This window comes from Sporolituus thermophilus DSM 23256, from assembly GCF_900102435.1.
In the GTDB taxonomy this organism is placed as follows: domain Bacteria; phylum Bacillota; class Negativicutes; order Sporomusales; family Thermosinaceae; genus Thermosinus; species Thermosinus thermophilus.
The window spans coordinates 44,113-61,141 of record NZ_FNBU01000017.1 but is presented as its reverse complement, the minus strand read 5'-3'; the positions used below and the strand labels follow the sequence as shown (position 1 = coordinate 61,141).

20 protein-coding genes are annotated in these 17,029 nt (G+C 52.8%); 17 read left to right on the top strand and 3 right to left on the bottom strand.

All coding sequences use genetic code 11. The annotated features are described in order from the left end of the window. Nucleotides 1-316: 316 nt before the first annotated feature. Entirely contained in the window at nt 317-907 is a 591-nt protein-coding gene (locus BLQ99_RS10575; RefSeq protein WP_093690788.1) for a tyrosine-type recombinase/integrase, read from the bottom strand. 291 nt (nt 908-1,198) lie between these two features. Between BLQ99_RS10575 and BLQ99_RS10570 the strand changes: the two genes are divergently transcribed. The 6 genes from BLQ99_RS10570 (at nt 1,199) to BLQ99_RS10545 (ending at nt 4,540) form a co-directional block, all read left to right on the top strand. After that, a complete protein-coding gene (locus BLQ99_RS10570) occupies nt 1,199-1,582 on the top strand; it encodes a hypothetical protein (protein ID WP_093690786.1) in 384 nt (127 codons plus the stop codon). A 135-nt stretch (nt 1,583-1,717) separates the two neighbouring features. Further along, complete coding sequence (locus BLQ99_RS10565) at nt 1,718-2,014, top strand: hypothetical protein (RefSeq protein ID WP_093690784.1); 297 nt, start codon at nt 1,718-1,720, stop codon at nt 2,012-2,014. Continuing rightward, on the top strand, nt 1,995-2,573 hold the full coding sequence (locus BLQ99_RS10560; RefSeq protein ID WP_093690782.1) for a hypothetical protein: 579 nt from the start codon (nt 1,995-1,997) through the stop codon (nt 2,571-2,573). Before BLQ99_RS10565 ends, BLQ99_RS10560 begins: the two co-directional genes overlap by 20 nt. Nucleotides 2,574-2,608: 35 nt before the next feature. Next, a complete protein-coding gene (locus tag BLQ99_RS10555; RefSeq protein WP_093690780.1) occupies nt 2,609-3,172 on the top strand; it encodes a hypothetical protein in 564 nt (187 codons plus the stop codon). 227 nt (nt 3,173-3,399) lie between these two features. Continuing rightward, entirely contained in the window at nt 3,400-4,068 is a 669-nt protein-coding gene (locus BLQ99_RS10550; protein WP_093690777.1) for a hypothetical protein, read from the top strand. Nucleotides 4,069-4,159: 91 nt separating this feature from the next. Further along, entirely contained in the window at nt 4,160-4,540 is a 381-nt protein-coding gene (locus tag BLQ99_RS10545) for a hypothetical protein (RefSeq protein ID WP_093690775.1), read from the top strand. 7 nt (nt 4,541-4,547) lie between these two features. Here the strand turns inward: BLQ99_RS10545 and BLQ99_RS10540 are convergent, their stop codons facing one another. After that, nucleotides 4,548-6,257: a MobA/MobL family protein gene (locus tag BLQ99_RS10540; protein ID WP_093690773.1), complete on the bottom strand. Its 1,710-nt coding sequence runs from the start codon at nt 6,255-6,257 to the stop codon at nt 4,548-4,550. Between the two features lie 495 nt (nt 6,258-6,752). Here BLQ99_RS10540 and BLQ99_RS10530 point away from each other — a divergent pair, with 495 nt between their 5' ends. Both BLQ99_RS10530 and BLQ99_RS10525 read left to right on the top strand, forming a co-directional pair. Then, nucleotides 6,753-7,391: a VirB8 family type IV secretion system protein gene (locus BLQ99_RS10530; protein WP_093690769.1), complete on the top strand. Its 639-nt coding sequence runs from the start codon at nt 6,753-6,755 to the stop codon at nt 7,389-7,391. A gap of 1 nt (nt 7,392) precedes the next feature. Further along, entirely contained in the window at nt 7,393-8,043 is a 651-nt protein-coding gene (locus BLQ99_RS10525; RefSeq protein WP_093690767.1) for a TrbG/VirB9 family P-type conjugative transfer protein, read from the top strand. Between the two features lie 13 nt (nt 8,044-8,056). On the opposite strand, the gene BLQ99_RS14950 is transcribed toward BLQ99_RS10525, so the two are convergent. Continuing rightward, nucleotides 8,057-8,233: a hypothetical protein gene (locus BLQ99_RS14950; RefSeq protein ID WP_171904660.1), complete on the bottom strand. Its 177-nt coding sequence runs from the start codon at nt 8,231-8,233 to the stop codon at nt 8,057-8,059. Between the two features lie 12 nt (nt 8,234-8,245). Between BLQ99_RS14950 and BLQ99_RS10520 the strand changes: the two genes are divergently transcribed. The 9 genes from BLQ99_RS10520 (at nt 8,246) to BLQ99_RS10480 (ending at nt 17,013) form a co-directional block, all read left to right on the top strand. Continuing rightward, on the top strand, nt 8,246-9,289 hold the full coding sequence (locus tag BLQ99_RS10520; RefSeq protein ID WP_171904659.1) for a TraB/TrbI/VirB10 family type IV secretion system protein: 1,044 nt from the start codon (nt 8,246-8,248) through the stop codon (nt 9,287-9,289). Between the two features lie 14 nt (nt 9,290-9,303). Next, the gene (locus BLQ99_RS10515; RefSeq protein ID WP_171904658.1) at nt 9,304-10,944 is read left to right on the top strand and encodes a type IV secretory system conjugative DNA transfer family protein; all 1,641 of its coding nucleotides are present in this window, start codon (nt 9,304-9,306) and stop codon (nt 10,942-10,944) included. A gap of 2 nt (nt 10,945-10,946) precedes the next feature. After that, on the top strand, nt 10,947-11,267 hold the full coding sequence (gene traD / locus BLQ99_RS10510) for a conjugal transfer protein TraD (RefSeq protein WP_093690761.1): 321 nt from the start codon (nt 10,947-10,949) through the stop codon (nt 11,265-11,267). Then, complete coding sequence (locus tag BLQ99_RS10505) at nt 11,260-12,198, top strand: ATPase, T2SS/T4P/T4SS family (RefSeq protein WP_093690759.1); 939 nt, start codon at nt 11,260-11,262, stop codon at nt 12,196-12,198. Before traD ends, BLQ99_RS10505 begins: the two co-directional genes overlap by 8 nt. A gap of 27 nt (nt 12,199-12,225) precedes the next feature. Next, nucleotides 12,226-12,555, top strand: a complete 330-nt coding sequence (locus BLQ99_RS10500) for a TrbC/VirB2 family type IV secretion system protein (RefSeq protein ID WP_093690757.1) — start codon at nt 12,226-12,228, stop codon at nt 12,553-12,555. Beyond that, nucleotides 12,552-12,842 carry a VirB3 family type IV secretion system protein gene (locus BLQ99_RS10495; protein ID WP_093690755.1) on the top strand — a complete coding sequence of 97 codons (291 nt, stop codon included), beginning with the start codon at nt 12,552-12,554 and terminating at the stop codon, nt 12,840-12,842. The genes BLQ99_RS10500 and BLQ99_RS10495 overlap by 4 nt, the downstream gene beginning before the upstream one ends. Then, entirely contained in the window at nt 12,839-15,241 is a 2,403-nt protein-coding gene (locus BLQ99_RS10490; protein ID WP_143005898.1) for a TraG/VirB4 family ATPase, read from the top strand. Before BLQ99_RS10495 ends, BLQ99_RS10490 begins: the two co-directional genes overlap by 4 nt. Beyond that, on the top strand, nt 15,234-15,959 hold the full coding sequence (locus tag BLQ99_RS10485) for a TrbJ/VirB5 family protein (protein ID WP_093690751.1): 726 nt from the start codon (nt 15,234-15,236) through the stop codon (nt 15,957-15,959). The genes BLQ99_RS10490 and BLQ99_RS10485 overlap by 8 nt, the downstream gene beginning before the upstream one ends. A gap of 154 nt (nt 15,960-16,113) precedes the next feature. Continuing rightward, nucleotides 16,114-17,013: a type IV secretion system protein gene (locus BLQ99_RS10480; RefSeq protein ID WP_171904657.1), complete on the top strand. Its 900-nt coding sequence runs from the start codon at nt 16,114-16,116 to the stop codon at nt 17,011-17,013. The last annotated feature ends 16 nt before the right edge of the window (nt 17,014-17,029 follow it).

Genomic DNA, 17,029 nt, shown 5'->3' with positions numbered 1-17,029 from the left:
TCCTACACCACGGCGGCCTGCCCCGGATCACCCTTGGCGTAAGGGCTTCCGAATACCAAACACCGGAAGTAATTATACGCCAGACCGCACGAAAACGGAAGTACTGGGTTAAAAAGGAGTATTTATCAACCCTTCAACCTTAACATTGACTTTCGATGGCCGCGGTCAAGGACGCCTAACAGGCGAGCGTAGCTTTTATCCTTGACCGCGGCCAGAAGAAAGTCTAAAATCCAGACCTGGGTTGATTACAAAATACAACAAGTGTGACATTTTCATAGACCAATTTAGGTGACATTTTCACAGACTCTTGACATATTCACCAATTCACCTGTTCGGCAAATCCCCTGCTATGCTGCGCGAGAATTCGCGTATAGATGAGCGTGTTGAGAATGTTTGCGTGACCAAGCCATTCTTGAACAACCGTGACGGGCACGCCCTGGGCTAAATTTATAATTGCAAAAGTATGCCGGCAGGTATGGGGATGGGCCCGGTCGTCCATGATGCCGGCGGCGTGGCAGAGATTTCGCACGTACAAATACGCAGTTACCCTATTATATTTAAATAACTTATTTTCTCGCAATAACCCTTCACGCGCGATATATTCGCCGATCGCGCCGATAAAATCGTCTTTAATCGGGACGCTTCGGACCGGGTTGCCCGGCCGCTTCATCGTTTGAATTGAAATTACTTTATTCGAAAAATCTATATCAGCGACTCGAACTCTTAACGCTTCAGACACACGCGCTCCCGTTCTGACTAAAAATAAAAACAAAAACCAAGCACGATAATTCTTTTCTTTTTGGAGCGGGTTTAGGATTTGTCGAACCTCGTCGAGTGTAAAATATTTCGGTATTTTTCTATTTATCGTCATAGCTAGCGCTTTTTTATTTGCCGCAACTGGCAGCATTTCTATCCCCCCCTTCCCTCTCTTATTATAAACTAATTTTATAACAAAATATATTATTTTGTTTAAAAAACTTCGTCATACGACGAAGTTTTTTACGTTTTTCAGTAGAAAATTCGAAAATTTTATGGTATAATTTAAACAAAACAGTAATGTAATGTTTAAAAAAGGAAGGTGGTAACTTTGCTTGTGTACGACGAAAAAAAATATTTGTTTGTTTGACATATCAAGAAATGCATATGATTTTAACCACTGCGTTGCAAAAAATTGCAAATGAAAGGAGCGTTTTAAAAAATGGAAAAGGTAGAAATGGAAAAGGTAAAAAAATATGGGGCAGACATTGAGAGTATTGAATACGGAGACCAAAAAAATATTATTAAAGTTTACGACGACGACGATTTTTTCAGTTTTGTTTTTTATGACGCCGAAAAAAATAAGTGGTACTCCGACGACTCGGTTGGGTCGATACCTTCCCCCGCCAATTCGTTTGAAGAAGCTGTCATGGATGCAATGGGCTGGCTTGAACTTGTTCATGACGCGGTTGCTGAAAATCAAACACAATCAAAAAGGGCAATAAAAAAACGGATGCTAGAATCGCTTGCCGATTGGATGGTGATAAATGGAAGAATCAGAAAACCTTTTCGTGAGAAGTTTAATAAAATCTTATTAAATGGCTAAAAACCCGTCTAGCATTGCTCAGATTTTTTTAAAAAAAGTCGGCACGATAGAAAACCTTTGCGCAAATTTTGACCGCTTTATAGCTCAAAATAACTGTGTTAACTTTATATGTTAACTTTGAAAGGTTATGGTAAGGTGCGAATTGATGAAATTTTTCAAGAAAAAATTTCTGAAAGTGAAAGGATGCAAGCTCAGAAAAGTTTGTGTCGAGCACTCGATGAGTATCTTTCGTATATTGAAGCGCAAATTGTTAAAATGCGGTACGGCCTGGCCGGTGCCAGGCCGGCCACAGTAGCCGAAGTAGCGGAAAAACTCGGCCTTGAACCGCGAGAGGTTAAAATGGCCGAATTGGTTGCGCTCCAAAAAATGGGAAGTTCACAATTCGCCGAAAAAGTTAGGGAGGCGTGGAAAAATGATGAGGAAAATGCTTAATTTAGTTTTGGTTTTGGTTTTGGCGTTGGTTTTCGCCGCTCCGGCGCTGGCGGCCCCGGATTTGGGGCAGGAGGGGCAGCCGGTCGCGGACCAGGCCGCCCAGGCAGTGCAGGCGCAAAAAATTAAAATTGCGTTTGTACCTCTGTATCGCGGTAAATTGGCCGACCACGACCGGGCGCAAAAGTTTTTCCCCGGCTTTTATCGCGAACAATCTGACGAAAAATACGAATTTCTCGACTACTCGTTAGTTTGCGCCGCTTTTCGTGAAAATCCGGCCCCCACGTATATTGCGAAAAAAATTGGGGCGGATGTAGTTGTATTCCACTACTCGGAAGATGGAAAGTTTACAAATCACGGTAAAAAATTGATCCTTTCTCGTGATACGATGAAAATTTACGAAAATGGCCAAAAAGGATATATTTTTGACGATAAAATGATTATTTCTCTTGAAAAATACGAATTCCGAAAAAATTATCCCCAAAACGGTTACGGTAAAATTTTTAAAAACGTAAAAGAAATTTTAAATCAAAAATTGTTTTTAACTACGCCAAACAGCTAAAATTATTCCTAAGTAGACAAAAGGATGTGATTTGCTTGGAATTATTTTACACTTATATTTTCCATGACAGATCAGGCAAAAAAAGCATATTTAAAATTTTTGTGTCGGTGGTCGTGATGGTTATGGTTGGCACTGCGCTGCAAACCGGTTTCCAGATTGCACCAAGTGCTCCTAATGCTGGTTTAGGAGCCATCCACTCAGGCGTGGGCAACTTCCATATCCTGAATTTTGGAGCGGGAAATCTGAATTTACTCCCCATCCCGCCAGGCGGTGGTCGTGGTGGAAATAAGCCCGTTCAGGCCGGTGATCGCATCGAAACGCCGGTACAAAACGGGCAGCAGACCATCATTGAGGTTGAGGCGACCGTAACGGTAGACACTGACAAAGTAAAGTTCCGGCCCATGTTAGTGGACCCCGACCAGCCGAGGGAAGCAAAGGAATACGAGTACCCTGACATGCCCGGCTTAAAATGGAAAAATCCACAAAAAATTGCCGAGGAGCGGCAGGAATGGTTGCAGAAAATTGCCGCAGAGCGGGATCGCCAACAGGCGGAGTTGAGGCAGCAGCAGGGGCAATATGTACTGCCCCAGCCGCGCTAAAAATCTCTGGGAATTCCCCAGAGATTTTTATTTTGAAAGTTTCTAATACACATTGGCGGCTTTATCTGGGTAACTACGTTAATTTTTTTTGCATATCTGCAGGAAAAAACTAGATTTATTGAAAAATAAAATTATTTAAGACTATTAAAAACGGGAGGGATTTAATTATAGACAGCTTAAGCTAACAAAAAATTAAATCAAAACAGTGAAAAGGAGGATATTGTGACATGAATCTTTTTAATCAAATTAATCAAAAGAAACTGTTATTGATTGCACTATTATGTTTATTATTTTTGACAAATTTTGTATATGCAAACCCAACTACTGATGAATATAACTTTAATTTTAAGTTTAATCAACAAGATGATACCCGACCTAAAGTTGTTTTTTTGCCTATAGTTGATCGTTCAGGACTACACAAAAAATACAGTACTGCCGCTATAGAAACTATAAATGAGCGGGTTGAAAAACAATTTTCCGCCGACAAATTTATATTATTAAAAGGCGAAAAAATTGATAAAACGGTTAAAGAATTCCCTTTCGAGAATTATGATGCTCCTGTTCTAAATGAACTAATAGCTCTCGGCAAAAAGTTTGACGCCGATTATATTATGTTTTTCTCATTAGAACCGATTAAAGCTGGCGCAAGCGGTTTTGGAATTGGCGTAGGTGCGGGCAAAATAAAAATTGACTTAGCCATGAAGGCTAAATATGTTGATGTGAAAAAAGGCGAATACGTATTTAATCAAGTTTTAGCTGAACAAGGTTCATCTTCTGCCGTAACAATAGGCATTTTTGGAGGAGTAAGTCCAAAACACGCTACCGTTGAAGCTACAAATAAGTGCATGGATAAATTCTTTGCAGGTATAGCTGGTATATATAAAATAAATCCTTAAAACACCTGGCCAACCAGGTGTTTTGTTTTGTCTTGCATATAATCACAAAATATATTATGATTAATTTATAATCATATGTCGAGGTGTGATTATGTATATTGAAAAACGTAAAAACGCCTTTTATCTGAAGTCGTCGCGGTGGGACAAAGATACAAAACGGGTGGTCAATACCAGTATCTATCTTGCCTCCGACCCCATTACCGCCAAAAAAGAGCTGTCTAATTACATTTCTGATTATGACGAAACAAAAAGGCTGGCAGCTAAAATTGACGAGCTGGACCGACCAAAAGCTGAAGAAGTAAAAAAAGATGTCGCCGCATACCTCGAACACGCCGAAACGCTGGCGGTGTTAGCTGGCGACCGCGACCTGGCCGATGCCATCGCCACGGCCGCCGCCAATATAAAAAAGGTGAAAGTAAAGAAACCCGTAGACCCGAAACTGCTGGGCTATGATATGCTTAATCACAAATAAAATGTGATTAAAACTCTCGCCCATGCCCACGTCGCCGGTCGTCGTCATCGCCCAGTCGGACCTGGACCCGGCTGCGGCCCTGGCTGCGGCCGGCTTCTGCTTTTTCCAGGGCCTTCGAGAGGCTCTGGAGAACGTCGTGGGGCCGGACCTGACGGCTGATCTGGACATCGGCATGGACCAGTTTTTCCCGTATGGCCAGCAGTTTCGCAGTAGACTCGCCCAACAGCTTTATGCTGTTTATGTAGCCCATCACTAATTCTTGTGTAGCTCGGCTGTCAGCTTGCACGCGCGAAAACACTTCCAGCGCTTTCTTTTGAACCGCTGGCTTTTTCAGCATTTCACCCAGTTGATTTCGCAGCGCACGATATTCTTCTGTGTCCTCTTTTCCTTCTTTTTCTAGGTTTTTGACTTTTGTGTATATCCCCTTTGTTGCCCGCGCCAGGGCAATGCCCCGACATTGCTCGTCTGTCCTGACTTTTTCTTTTTCCAGTTTCTTTGCGTTTTCCATGTATTGGGAAATAAGCTGTTCAAACCGTCGCACCTGTCCTTCGACGATGGCCAGGATTTCCTCTTTCGAGTAGTATTTTGCCGGGTCCAGCTGCTGCCGGGCTGGCTCTGGGGCAGGCTGCGGAGCTTGCGACGCTGGCTGCCTTTCCCCTTCCACGCGGCTGGATGTCGACTGCGTGAGGCGCTCTTGCGCCGGGCGCTCTGGCGCCAGCAGGCGGCTTGCTGCCGCGGGGTGCGCCGGCAATCGGCGCAGGATGTGTGCCGGGGCCTGCTCGATGGCCATCAGCGCGGGAGCGGTGGCGCGGCGGTCGATGAGTTCGAGGGAATTGGCCACCGCCTGGGCCTGGGCGTGACTGAGGCTTCTCTCCACGCCGGCCAGCTGGCGGCGAAGGAAAATCAGCTGAAGGCGAATGTCACCGCGGGACTGGATGTATTCCCGCCGTTTTTCTTCCATTTCGACGAAACTCCGGCCTGTCCAAGCATAGCGAATCGCTTCCCGCACCTCCTGCCGCAGGTAGAGAACAGGGATGCGAGGCTCTGGCTCGCGGTCGACGCCCTGCTCGGCCAGGGTGCGGTGGTCGACGCGGGCCTCATGGCCGGCCCGCTCCAGGGCACGGTTTTGGATTTCAGTCCATGACTCGCGCAACTCGCGAAGTTTTCCCGCTCGGTCCAAGGAGGACCAAGAGCGTTCCTTTTTCGCCCCGCCGAGTTCAGGCTGTTTTGGGTTGTATCTGCGAAAATACTGCTCCGCCGGCCGCTCGATGCCGTCGTTCACGCGCTCCGAAAAAATGATGTGGACATGAGGGTTTTTCTGTAGAATGTGTTCCCCGTCGAAGTTGTCGCCCAGCGCCGTGGCCAGGAAAGCTGCGTTTTCATGGATCGCGAACGTCACTGTGTGGTTGGTGAGGTGTTTCTGGACGAATTCGCGGACCAGTTCCACATGCTCCTCGTGCGTGAGCTCCACCGGCAGCGCAGCGATGATTTGGCGGTAGGTATTTCCGTTCGCCCGCTCATAGCGGTCGGCCGCCTCCCAAAACTCGGCCGGGTTTTCTTTTGCCCATTCCGGCATATTCTGACTTTCCACGTGGATGAGGTCATTTTTCCGCTGACCAGCGCGGTAGCGGCCGGTGCGGGTGATGTACTCGTATTTTGCCTGGGCGCTAGCTAGGAGTTGGGAAGCAGGTTTCATCTCGAAGTGATAGGTAGCCATGTTCTTCTCCTTTTTTCGCGGTTTTTTGGCAACGCAGTTGAGTTCGCCGCCGTCCCAGGCGGCGAATTGCGTTTCTCACTCTGTGAGAAACGCCTAAGTGAGCATTACATGACCTGACGCTACTGATAGTCTACTGACCGAAAACCGTATATTGCAAAATTTCAGCGTACTTTTTCTCTGAAACACGCATTTTCACGGAAAACTGCCGGATGAAATTCATCCATCATTCTTTTTTGAAAACATCGGTTTTCCGCCATCATGCCGGGTAATTTTTCACCTCCATTTTTTAAAAAAATCAAAATGAAACCGGGCGAAAATCGCCCGGTCTTTTTTTGAAATTAAAAAAATGGGAATTTGCCAAAATGCACTGATTTTTTGCGTTTTTTGAACACAAAAAACTAAACTTTTTACATACGAATTTTCAAAAAACCGAGAAAAAGAAGGTGAAATTCTGACCATGAATTTTTTTAAAAACCGTGAAAAAAGGAGGGGCAAATGGACCGGTACAAAGCAGCGCAAAATGAATGGGACCGGCGAGTCGGCCAGGTAGTCGTGGTTGCCACCGCCTGGCGCAATGCGGCACTGATTTTCGCCGCCGTCGCGGCAATACTCGGCGGGGCGCTGGTGTACTACGTCAGCAGCGTGAACTCGTACGTTTATGTCGCCGAAGTTGCTGACGGTCAAGTCACGAAGGTGGTAGACATCTCACGAAATTCATATTCACCGTCGACGCAGGTGATTTCATACTTCCTCAGCGATTTCGTGCGAAAAATCTACACCATTTCCGCTGACGCTGAATTGAATCGCGCAAACATCACTGACGTTCGCGCATTTCTTTCTGACGCTGTCGCAAAAAAAATTCAAAATGTCATCGACGGCCGCGCTCAGCTGTCGCGTGACTACGTTGCATACGTTGAAATCCTCAGTATTTCGCAGCTTTCGAAAGACTCGTATCAGGTTCGTTTCGTGGATCGCCTGGCCAGCCGCACAGGCGGGCTGGCACAGCAGCAGAAGTACGTCGCGATCATCACGCTCAAGCGGATGGACATAACGAAGTGGCCGCAGGCGCAAATCATGCGAAACCCGTTGGGCCTTGTCGTCACTGATTTTTCAGTGACAGCGGAGGTGAACTAATATGCATCGCCTCCTGGTTCTGATGCTGGCGCTCTTTTTTCTCCCCGCCCAAGCTTTTGCCGCCCGGCTGGTCGAGAACGAAGGAAAAATCTGTCTCAAACCAGGCTTTCTTACACAGATTTGGTTTTCCCAACCGCTTATCGTGCGGAACGTCCTCGCCGGCGATTCAACGAAGTTGATGCTGGAAATAGTTGACAATGTAATTTACATAAAACCAACGCAGTCGGTCATAAATACGGATTTGGTAGTAATTACCAATAATGAGCGGTATCACCTCTACCTCGTAACATCAGACCAAAACTATGACCCTGACGTTGTCCTCCCTGCCGCCGCCCCGGTGGCAAAAGACGAAAATCGCATCGACCTCGACCCCCGGACCTACGCCGTCGTTTGCGATTACACCTACACTGGCGACCCGCGGCTGAAACCGGCCGGCGTATACCGAATCCGCGGCTTCGGCGTGAAAAAGACGCTCATCGAGCTCAATCCTAACTTCCCAGAAATTCCCAGTATTGCAGCAAAAATTCTGGGTAAAGACGTGGCCGTGAATGCGCGCTACAAAAACCAATTTTTGGTAATTGATAACGATATTTTCGATAGCTTGACCGTTATTTGGGAAAACGTAAAGGGTGAGATAAAGATCAGGAGGTGAAAGTGTGCTGAACCTATTCCGTTTTCGCCGCCGCACTGCTGACGAGGACGAATACGAGGACGAGGAATACGAAGATGAAGACAACGACGTAGAAACCGACGACGCCGCCGACGGCGACGACGAATACGCCGACGACGGCCTCGATGACGACGAAAGCGACGACGAATATGACGACCCCGATTTTTCCCAACGCTATGTCGGCGTGAAAAAATGGCTCCTGGCGGCTGCTGCGGCTGCCGCCGTCGGCGTGACCAGTGTCGTAGGGTACTCAATATTTTCTTCTAGCTCCAGCTCACCGCTCGCGCAACAACGGGAGCAGCAAATCTCGACCATTTGGCAAACGCCAAAAACCGACGAGAAAAAACCAAGCCAGCCCCAACAGCCACCAGGGCAACTGCCGCTTCAAATTCCAAGCCAGCAGCTGCCAGCCGGGCAACTGCCGACGGCAATGAACCCGGCCGCCCTGCCGCAGCAGCCGGTCCGGCAGCCGACCATGCCGACGACGCCGCCAGCCTTCATTCCGCCGCCCAGCCTGCCGGCCACAGGCAGTTGGCAGGTCCAGCAGTTCGCCGCCAGCCAAAGCGCCTGGCAGGCGCAGCAGGCCCAGCAGAAAGCAGAGGAAGACGCTCGACGAAGCAAAATCATGGTCTACAGTGCCGACGCCGGCCAGGCAAAGGCCACCGCCAGCCAAGCGGTAGAAACCACCGGCCGCGTACTCTTGGCCGGTACGGTCATCCCGGCCGTGCTGATGCAGGCCATTTCGAGCGACGCCCCTGGCGTGGTGGTGGCGATGGTCACGCAAGACGTTTACGACTCAAGCACAGGGAATTTTGTGCTTATACCCGCCGGGTCGCGGCTGGTAGGAAAATATGACACTGACCTGGCCTACGCCCAAGAGCGGCTGAAAATTGACTTCGAAAGAATCATCCTGCCGGACGGCCGGCAGGTAAACCTGGCCGGCTACGGTGCTGACGCGGCCGGTGCCGCAGGATTCAGGGACCGAGTGGACCACCACACGAACCGGACGGTGAACGCCGCCATACTCTCCGCCATCGTTTCCGCCGCCACGGCAGCCGCCACCGGGCAGGCAGGCGACGCCGCCCAGGCCGCTGCGGCCGGGGCCGTGGACGCCATCACAAATACCATGTCGAAAATCATCGAGAAAAACCTGAATGTGAAGCCGACCATCACTGTCAGGGCTGGATACCGCCTGAACGCCGTCTTGGCCAAAGACATTACGATTTGAAAAGGGGTGAATGCGTGCAGAAGAAAATTCTCGTTCCCTCGCTTCTCATTCTCGCCGCCAATATTCTCGGCCTCTCGGCCGCCGCCAGCTACGTTGCTACGGCGCTGGGCCGGCCGCCAACGCCGCCGCTGTTCACCGCATTCGACTTCGCGATATTTTCCCCCGCCGACTTCCTCATCTGGTTTTGGCGCTGGTATTCGGCCGCGCCAGCCGTTTTCGATACCGGTCTTCTGATATACCTTGTCGGGCTATTCGCCGGCGTGGGGCTGGCGGTAGTGTACCGGACGTCACTCCGGCGGAGCACGGCGTTTGGCTCGGCCCGATGGGCCAGCAGAAAAGACTACGCCGACCTAATTCAGGAGAACGTTTCCGGCGTCGTGCTGGGTCGGAAAGGCGGCCACATACTCGCGCATGCAGGACCTGAACACATCGCCCTCATCGCCCCGACCAGGTCCGGGAAGGGCGTGGGGGTCATCATCCCGACCCTCACCGTGTGGCGGGGGTCGGCGATCGTAAACGACCTGAAAGGGGAAAACTACGACGTCACGGCCGCCCACCGCGAGAAGCGGCTGAAGCAAAAAATATACCGCTTCGCGCCGGCCGAAATGCCGGGCCAAAATCCGCATCTCTGTCGGCTGAACCCTCTCGCCGCCGTCAGGCCGGGCGAGAATTCAGTGAAGGACGCGCAGATGGTGGCTGATATTCTCGTTGATCCACATGGAACCGGCCTCGAAGACCACTGGCAGAAAACCAGCCACGCGCTGCTCACTGGTGTCATTCTTCACCTCAAGGCAACTAGTGATGGCCAGGCGACGCTGGCCGGCCTGGCGTCCTGGCTGTCGCGGCCAGACATTTGGGCGACGATTCAGAATGAAATGCTGGCGAGTCCGCACCCGGTGGCTGCCCAGGCGGCCGCGGAGATTCTGGCCAAAGATGAGCGCGAAAGGTCTGGGGTCCTCTCCACTGCGGCGAGCTACCTCTCCCTCTATCGGGACCCGATTGTCGCCGCCAATACCAGCGCCAACGATCTGGATTTCGCGGACCTTCTCCACGCCCCACAGCCAGCCACGCTCTACATCATCATCCCACCGGCTCACCTTTCGCGATTGCGGCCGCTGCTGCGGCTGATCGTGAACATCGCTTTGCGGCGACTGACTGAAACGCCCCAAAAACCTCGCCGGCAGCTCCTCTTCCTGCTCGACGAATTCCCTGCCCTCGGCAAACTGGAATTTTTCCAGTCGGCCCTCGGGTTCACTGCTGGATACGGCGTGAAAACGCTGATCGTGGCACAGTCCATGAATCAGATATACCACGTCTATGGCCAGCGTTCTTCAGTGCTAGACAACTGTCATGTTCAGGTGTACTACGCACCGAATCCGAACGACGCCGAGACCGCAAAACATATCTCCGAAGCCCTCGGACGGCAAACGATTCGAGTGAATTCGCAGACCTACTCGGGTTTTGGCCCGCTGGCGAGGCAAAGTCTGTCTGAAAGCGAAACCGGCCGGCCGCTGCTTGATCCGGCCGAGGTGCGGGCGTTGGACCGGGAAAAAGAAATCATTCTCATTGCGAACCGGCCGCCGATCATGGCGGAGAAAATTCGCTACTTTGACGATCCATTTTTTAGAAAATTTTACCAGAAAAGGAGGAAATAAAAATGCCCGAAAGTATCGAACTCCGGAAACAGAAACTCTTGGAAAAAAAGGAAAAAATTACCGAAGAACTGAGGGCGCTGACATACGCGCAGAAGCAGCGGGAACGCCGCGAACGCGCCCGCCGCCTCATCGAATTGGGCGGCTTGGTCGAGGTGGTAATGGGAATGGAGGCGTCGCAGCAAAAAGAGTTCATCGTGGGCGCCATAGCCGAGGCGTGCCAGCGGGTACAGCAAAATGGAAATGTCCAGCAACACCTCGTGAATCTCGGCCGCGGCATCCTCGCCCGCCGCGCGGCCGAAAAGGCGGCAAAGAAGAATGAATGAAGTCTACGACCTTTTTCGCCAGCTGCTGCCGGCAGCGTTTCACGAGCTGCTCGAAAATCAGTCAGTTTCAGAAATTATGACTAACTCCGCCGCCGGCGAGGTTTTCGCCCTGGCCGAAGGCCGAAAGGTGAAAACGGACATTGTCCTCGACGCCCCCACCCGGCTTCAGTTGGCCTGGCTGGCGGCAAAAATCGCCGGGACGGTGGCGAACGAACAGCAGCCGCTGCTCAGCGTCGAGCTGGACGACCTCTACTACCCCGGCCGCCGGTACCGCTTTTCGGCGTGCCTGCCACCCGTGGTTGAACAGCCGGTGTTTACTCTACGCAAACAAGTCTTTGTATCACGGACACTGAAGCAGTATTTGGACGACCGGGTGATGACGCAAAAATACTACGGCTACCTAAAATCCGCCGTGCGCGGCCGCAAAAACATCGTCATCGCCGGGGGGACCGGGAGCGGGAAAACGACCCTGGCGAACGCCCTCCTCGCCGAAATCCCGGCCGGCGACCGGCTCGTGGTGATAGAAGATACACGGGAACTGGCGGTATCGAGTGAAAACGTGGTATATTTAAAATCCTGCTCCAGCGCTACCACGCGCGACCTTGTGCGCCAGGCGCTGCGTCTGACGCCCGACCGAATAATAGTCGGCGAGGTGCGGGACGGCGCAGCTCTCGACCTGCTCCAAGCGTGGAATACCGGGCATCCCGGTGGCATCGCGACCGTCCACGCGAACTCCGCGCCGGCCGCGCTGACACGGCTGGAGCAGCTGGTGGCAATGGCCTCGGCCGGCCAGCAGCGGCAGCTTATTGCCGACGCGGTCGACGTCGTAGTGTTCATCGCCCAGGCCGCCGGCAGGCGGCGCATCAACGAAGTCATCGAAGTCGAAAAACGCCTTACGTCCTCACATGAATTCGTTTATATCCAAATATAAATCACCAAATTTTAGGAGGAATGAAAAATGTCGAAAAAAGTCATTCTCATGTTCGTGTTTTGTATGCTTCTTTCTACCACCGCCTTTGCGGCCGAAACGGGTATGGTCTGGGAAACCCCGCTTCAAAAAATTGCGGATAGCCTCACCGGTCCGGTGCCCAAACTCGTGGGCCTCATCGTCATCGTCGGCGCGGGCATCACATTGGCCATGGGCGACCACGGAGCGCTGACGAAGCGGCTGCTCCAGGCCGTCATAGGTTTGGCCATCGCGCTTTTCGCGAGTTCGGTCATGTCCTCGCTGTTTGGCGCGACGGCCGGTGCAACGGTTGACCTGCTGCGGGCGGTGGGGGCAATATGACCCCCACCTCTCGCGAAGACTTGCGCGTGCCGGTTTTCCTTTCGCTCACTGAGCCGCTGCTGCTCGCCGGCGTGCCGCGGGAACTCTTTTATTTGAACTTTTGCCTGGGCGCGGCCTTCGTGGTGGCCGGCGCGTATTCGCTTCTCATTCTCAGCGCCATTCTTCATGTTTTTTGCTATATCGCCGCCCGCCACGAACCCAATTTCCGGAAAATTTTTATCAGATTTTCCAAATATAGGAAAATATATAGCCAACACGGTCGTTCGATATATGATTTCGACGATTGAAGAAAAAGGTGATGAAAAAAATGTATCGCCTCCCCATCACGAAAAGAAAACCTGGCCACGGCCACCTGCCCGACCTCTTACCATGGGCCATGCTGGTGGCCCCTGGCATAGTCCTGAACAAGGACGGCAGTTTCCTTCGCTGCGCAGAATTTCGCGGGCCTGACCTGGCCGCGGCGACGCCGGCCGAACTGGCCGCCTACGCCGCCCGGCTGAACCTGATTTTCAGCCGTCTGGGCAGCGGGTGGTATACATTCATCGAGGCTCGCCGTGAGCGCATCCCCGGCTATCCGCTGGCACCGGGAGACACATCCTGCGACCTATATGTCGTCCTCGAACGCGAGCGTCAGCAGCGACTCGCGTATTCTCAGTACCGAACCCGGTATTTTCTCACACTCCAGTACCTGCCGCCGGAGCGGGTGGACCGGCTCAGTCGGTGGCTCCTCACCACGCCGGCGAAAACGTATTCAGCCAAACGCTGGCTGAAGCATTTTCAGACCGAATCCAGCCGCATTTTTGATATGCTGGCAGACATCGTGTCCCTGCGAGACCTGGGCGACGACGATCTTCTCACATACCTTCATTCGTGCATCAGCACGCACCACCACCCGGTCCGGCGACTGGCCGGCGTGACAACTTTTCTCGACTGTACCCTTTCCGACTGTGATTTTGTGGCCGGTTTTGCCCCGCGGCTAGGCGGGCAGCCGCTGAAGGTAATAAGCGTGAAAAGCCTGCCGGGGCAAACGGAGCCTGGCATTTTCGACGTGCTCAACTATCTCGACGTCGAATTTCGATACGTCACACGCTTCTCGCATCTTGACCGCGGGGCAGCGAAAGAAGCTATCGCGAACTATTCGCGAAAATGGTTCGCGGCCAGAAAATCAGTCCTCGACCTCGTCCGCGAGGTCGTTACCCAAACAGAAACCGCCCGCGAAAACCAGGAGGCGCTGCGCCGGGCCGACGACGCCGAAGAAGCACTGGCGGCGTTGGACCACACGAATTTCGGATACCTCACGTCGACGATCGTCGTCACTGCCGCCAGCGATGCGGAAGCGGACCAGGCTGCGGGGAAAATACTGACGACGCTCAGAAACGCCGGGGCGGTGGCGGTCGAGGAAAAAATGAACGCTGTCGAAGCGTGGATAGGCAGCCTTCCCGGACAAATATACGCGAATGTCCGCCAGGCGCTGGTCTCGGCCCTAAACTTCGCCCACCTCGCGCCATTTACGAGTATATTTACAGGCGACGCAGAAAATCAGCACCTTCGCGGACCGGCGCTGATGTATACCCGAACGGACTCGTCGAACCCGTTTTTCCTGAACCTCCACGTCGGCGACGTCGGCCACACGCTGATCGTGGGCCCAACGGGCTCAGGCAAATCGGTCCTTCTGGCCACCCTGGCGGCGAATTTCATGAAATACCCGAACTCGCAAGTTTTCTACGTAGACAAAGATGCCTCGAGCTTCGTCGCCACCACCGCCGCGAGCGGCGCGTTCTTCGACCTAGGCGCTGCAAATAGCGTGTATAACTTGAATCCACTCGCGATTTTCTCTGACGACGACCTTGTTTTCGCAACTGAATGGCTGATAGATGTGCTGCAGCGCGAGCTGGCCCGGCCGGTGACGGCTGCGGAGAAGGAGCGCATTTTTGCGACTCTGATGCAGCTCAGAACAATGCCGGCGCAAAACCAAAACCTCGGCGTCTTCTCCGCGCTCCTCCAGGACCCGGTCCTGGTTCAGGCCCTCATGCCCTACGTAGCGGGTCAATACGCCGCCGTATTCGCGCCGCGATCGGGCGCAGCGCCTGCCAGGTTGACCGTTTATGAGTTGGGGCGGCTATATGGTTTGCCCAGGTTGGTCCCGGCCGTACTCCAGGTTATTTTCCGCGACATCCAGCGGCGGCTGACTGGCGTGCCGACGCTTCTGATACTCGACGAAGCTTGGCTGTTTCTCTCTGATTCGACGTTTTCTGCGAAAATTCGCGACTGGCTGAAAACACTCAGAAAATGGAACGCCGCCGTGGTGTTCGCGACGCAGCAGCTGTCCGACATCGCGACTTCCTCTATCGCCGCTGCCATCATTGAAAACTGCCCTACCAAAATTTTCCTGCCGAATGCCTCGGCAATGGACGAATACAGTCGCGAATTCTATCGCGCGGCAGGACTAAACGCGAGAGAAATTGAGATTCTTGCCGCCGCCGTGCCGAAACGGCAGTATTATTACCGATCGCCTGCCGGTAGACGACTGTTTGAGCTGGCCCACGGTCCGGCCGCGCTGGCGCTGCTAGCCGCTACTAGTGCCACCGACCGGCAGCGGGCAGGGGAGGTTTTGGCCCAAACCGGTCCGGGTAGGCCGTTCTTAGAATTTTGGATCCGAGAAAAAGGAGGAATCCGTTATGTTTAAAAAAATCTTTTCCATTTTTTCAATATTCTTCCTGATTCTTGCCGCCGCCCCGCCGCGGCCGGCAGAGGCGCTGGTGGTGTACGACCCGACCGCGGTGGCAAAACTCGTTCAACAGATCGCAATTCAAAACCAGCAGCTCCAGGCCGAGCTGGCCCAATTGGCCAACATGGATGCCGCCGCCAGCGCATACGGCCAGGCGGCTGTGCAGCAGGCACTTGCTCAGCTGGCGGAAAATTTTGCCACGATGCAGTCACTCGTGGCCGGATATGCTGACTTTCAGGCCGCCTGGGCCCAGGTGTACCCCGATTTTGCCGCCTGGTCCGGGTACAGTCCCGATCAATATTCCACCGCCGCCCAAGCGGTGCTGGCGCAGACGAATGCGGCTATCTATGATGCCATGCGCGCCCAGCAGCTCATCGGAGCGCAGCTGCCAAGCACATCTGCCGCGCTTCAGACGCTGATGGCCGCTTCTGCCACCGCGCCAGGGGCGCTGGCCGCCGCCCAGGCGGGCAATCAGATTGCCGCCCTCATGGCCCAGCAAATGATGGCATTGGGGCAAATTATGTCCCAGGCCAACCAAATGCAAGCGGCCTGGTACCAACAACAGCTCCAGGAGCGGGCCGCGGCTGCTGCTGCAGCGGCGCAATGGTTTGACTTGTCGCGAGCTGTCGAAAACGAGCAGTCGCGGCCGCTTTCACAGCCTCACCAGCTGCGCTAGAATTTTGCAGGAATTTTTTTCTGAAGCTGGTACGATAGAAAACCTTTGCGCAAATTTTTACCCGCCTTGTAGGCCAAAATAATTCGTGTTAATGTGTTATGTAAATATAAAAATGGCCCGGCTACTGCCAGCCGGGCCGGGAGGTGTAAAAAATATGGGCATGAGTGAAATGATGCAGTACTTTGCGAACATCTTCGCCACGGCTACCGGCGCCATCCAGCCGGTGGCTGTGGGAATATTTGCGACGCTCGTAACTATTTCTATTGCACTTAATCACATGTTGAAAGGTGATGATACAGACCACATTCGCCTACTGGTAGCCGAAGTTATCCGTTTTGGCTTTTTCTTTTTTATCATCTATAATTACCAATATTTGGTAAATACATGGATACAGGGATGTTTTCAGTTCGCAGAAAAAATTGCGCCAGGCGGCGCGACGCAGGGGATTGACCCGTCGGCCATCATGAAAAAAGGGTATGAACTTGTCCAGCCCATATTGGGGAAAATTTCCATTATGGACGTGGCTCTGGCAAATATTGTGAAACTGCTCATGACAGTCGCCAGCGCCCTGCTCGTCCTTGCCGCGTACTTCCTCGTGGCCGTGCAGGTTTTTCTGACCTACACCGAGTTCTACCTCATTTCCGCCGTCGCCTTCGCGCTCATCGGTTTCGCTGGTCATTCCCGCACTGCCTTCCTCGCCGAAAAGGCGATTGGCGCGGTGGTGTCGCTCGGCCTGAAAATGCTGGTTCTAGCCGCGATTGTGGGAATTTCCCAGCCGCTTCTTTTGAACGCGACACTGCCGGCCGCGGCAAATGAGGGCGACATGCTGCATGTATTCTTCACGGCCCTAACCGTCGCTTTGCTCGCCTGGCAGGCGCCGGGCTTGGCCATGTCACTGCTTGCCGGTGCGCCGTCGCTCACGACCCAAGGGGCGATTGGCAGCGCCGTGAGTGCGATTTCAACCACGATTGCCGCCGGCCGGATGGCGCGGACGGCAGGCACTGGGGCCGCCCAAGCGGTGAAAAACGCGGCGCAAGCGTTTCGGCGTAACTAATCATAAAAATTTTGTG